Source organism: Halobacillus sp. (assembly GCF_049282395.1).
GTDB lineage: Bacteria > Bacillota > Bacilli > Bacillales > Halobacillaceae > Halobacillus.
Genome location: NZ_JBAPTY010000404.1, coordinates 1 through 3,357, shown reverse-complemented (window position 1 = coordinate 3,357; position 3,357 = coordinate 1). Strand labels below are relative to the sequence as shown.

At 42.0% G+C, this 3,357-nt stretch carries 3 protein-coding genes; 2 read left to right on the top strand and 1 reads right to left on the bottom strand.

Going from position 1 to position 3,357, the window contains the following annotated elements; all coding sequences use genetic code 11:
• A partial coding sequence (locus tag WAM07_RS16935) for a histidinol-phosphatase (protein WP_422168582.1) occupies positions 1-764 on the bottom strand: 764 nt, incomplete at its 3' end.
• Positions 765-931: 167 nt separating this feature from the next.
• Here WAM07_RS16935 and WAM07_RS16930 point away from each other — a divergent pair.
• Entirely contained in the window at positions 932-1,876 is a 945-nt protein-coding gene (locus tag WAM07_RS16930; protein ID WP_422168581.1) for a YybS family protein, read from the top strand.
• A gap of 30 nt (positions 1,877-1,906) precedes the next feature.
• On the top strand, positions 1,907-3,357 hold a 1,451-nt coding region (locus WAM07_RS16925; protein WP_422168580.1), incomplete at its 3' end, for a DHH family phosphoesterase.

Genomic DNA, 3,357 nt, shown 5'->3' with positions numbered 1-3,357 from the left:
TCATATCCAGCAGACTTTGCCAGCTCCACGGCCTCTTCATACCGGTGCCCTACATGATCCGGTTTATGAGCATCGGAACAGAGAACGATTCCAACACCAGCATCTTTACAAATTTGCAGCAGTTCAGGATCCGGGTACATTTCTCCTACCGGTTTTCTGAGACCAGCCGTACTGATTTCAATACATGTACCTGTAGAAGCCAATGCTTCAGCTGCTCGTTTATACTGTTCACGAAGGAATTCCTGGTCGTCAGGACGGTAGCCAAACACTTTAATAACATCAATGTGACCGACAAAATCAAATAAGCCGGACTCTGCAAGCGTAACGACGCGGTCAAAGTATTGGCGGTAGACTTCATAGAGATCCCTTTTCTCATACTCATCACGGAAAGTAGCAAGATCAATCCCCCACTCATCAATCCAGTGTACGGAGCCAATCACATAGTCAAAAGGATGCTCAGAAATAAAAGCTTCCATCTCTTTTTCTTTGCCGGGCATATAATCCATTTCAATGCCCATTTTGATCGTCAGTCCTTCCTTTTCAGCCTGGTCAAACATATTCTGATAAGTACTGAAATCGAGCGTGCGGCGGTTTTCCACCCACGGATTTGAGAGGATAGGTCTCGTCTCTTGAAAAAAGTAGGCGTGTTCGGAAATGCCCAGCTCTTGTATTCCTTCTGCTTTCGCTTTTTCAATGTAAGTTTTTAAATAATCGACCTCAAGGTTACCGGTTTCGGCCATGTGTACATGATAGTCAGTCCGCATGATCATCCTCCTAAAATTCGCAATATTACATTTAATCATATCAGACAACAGACATTTCTACCAAAATCGTCACTTTCTATAAGAAGAATGAGAAGAATAGGAAAAACGATATATGTTAAAATAGATAAGCTAGTAGTTGGAAGATAGAAATAGAGGTGTTTCTGGAAATGAATGACACAAAAAGAATTACGGAAGGGGCTTTAATGACAGGCGTTTATCTGCTATTGTTATTGGTAATTATTTTCATGCCAATCTGGCTTGGACCTGTCCTGTTATTTACGCTTCCCATTCCTTTCATATTTTACAGCTATCGGCATGGCTGGAAAGCAGGAGCTTTAATGTTTACAGCTGCCTTATTGTTTACCTTGCTATTTGGGCCCGTTTTTTCAATGTTCACTTTATTAGCAGGGGTTGGCGGGGTCTTCTTAGGCGGAGCCCTGTATAATAAACAATCTTCTTTGGAGGCATGGGCTTTTGGGTCAGTCGGCTTCAGTATTGGCGCAGCCGGTATTTATCTGGCTTCTCAGTTACTGTTCGGTGTTAACTGGGGAGAACAGATCAGCACGAGTCTAGACGAGGCCTTCACCAGGACGAATAATATGCTTCCGGGAATGCTCGGAGGGGAGAATACAGAAGCTTCATTAGAAGCTTTACGTGAAACGGTTGAATTTTTGCCGGATATTATTCCAAGTATTCTGGTTATGACAGGGATTGTGTTTGCTTTCATCAGCCAGTGGCTGACGTATAAAGTGATTAACCGAGTGGATAAAAAACAATTCCGTTTTCCTCCATTTAAAGAATTTAAGCTGCCGACCGCAGTTTTATGGTATTACTTCTTCGCGTTGATTTTAACCTATATTCCTACGAATGAAGAAGGATTGCTCTACTTGGGATCGATCAACGTATACACGTTGGCCGGCAGTCTGCTAGTATTGCAAGGGTTCTCTTTTATCTTTTACTATGCAGAAGTGAAGAAATGGTCAAAGGCCATACCAGTTGTAATTGTCGTGATTTGCCTTTTACTTCCACAAATCTTACTGTATCTTGTGCGAATCTTAGGTATAATTGATATAGGATTTTCTCTTAGAGAACGGATAAAAGGAAAGAAATGAGCTCGTATAAGATGGTAGGAGCTGAATGGAATGCCTAACTTTTTTAAAAAGCCAACGATGAGCGGACACTTATGGATTATTTATGTGATTTCCTTAGTCCTGCTTGCCTTTATTTGGTATTATCAGTGGACGCTTGGGATGATGATGACGCTGTTTTTAGCAGCCTCTATCTTCTACAGTGTCCGAACTGAGCAGAACATGATTAACGAAACGGAAGAATATATATCGACTCTTTCCTACCGGGTGAAAAAAGTAGGGGAAGAGGCGCTGCTTGAGATGCCTATTGGAATTATTTTGTTTAGTGAAAACTATAAAATTGAATGGGCTAACCCTTATATGAATAGGTTTACAAAGGATGACAGCATCGTAGGTAAATCTCTTAAGCAATTATCTGACCAGTTAATTGCACCTATTAAAGAAGATGAGAGGGAAGTCTGGATTACAGTAGGGGACTACAAACTTCAGACAATTATTAAAAAAGATGAACGGTTGCTCTATTTATTTGATCGTACAAAACAAACGGAGATTTATAATCTTTATAAAAACGAACAAACCGTTCTGGCCATTATATTCCTGGATAATTATGAAGAAATTACGCAGGGGATGGATGATACGGCCAAGAGTCATATAAACTCTCAAGTTACCTCTATTTTAAATAGATGGGCTGGGAATTATGGAATTTACTTAAAGCGTACCTCTCAAGAACGCTTTGTGGCGGTCATGAACCACGAAATTCTGAAAAAATTAGAAAAAGCCAAATTCGAAATTCTTGATGATGTACGTGAGTTGATCACAGATCAGAACGTGCCTCTTACGCTCAGTTTCGGTATAGGCGTTGGTCCGATCAGTCTCCCGGAACTGGGAGAACTCTCTCAGTCCAGCCTCGATCTTGCTCTCGGGCGCGGCGGTGATCAGGTTGCGATCAAGGATGATACAGGAAAAGTACGGTTCTATGGCGGTAAGACGAATCCAATGGAAAAAAGGACACGTGTTCGTGCCCGTGTTATTTCCCACGCCATGAAAGAATTGGTCCAGGAAAGTGAAAAAGTGCTGATTATGGGGCATAAATCACCGGATATGGACTCGGTCGGGGCTTCCATCGGGATTTTGAAAATTGCTCAGGCTAATGATAAACAGGCAGCAATTGTACTTGACCCAAATGATATTGATACGGGCGTTCAGCGTATGATTGAAGAAATTGAGCAGGATGAAGAGCTGTGGCAGTACTTTATCCCGCCGGAAGATGCTCTGGAAATGGTGACGAATAACTCCTTGCTGGTAGTGGTGGATACGCATAAGCCTTCCTTAGTCATGGAAGAGAAATTACTTTCCAAAACCGAGCATGTGGTCGTAATTGACCACCACCGCCGGGCAGAAGAGTTTATCTCTGATCCTACGCTTGTCTATATGGAGCCATATGCTTCGTCAACAGCGGAATTAGTGACGGAATTGCTGGAATATCAGCCTAAGAAACTGAAACT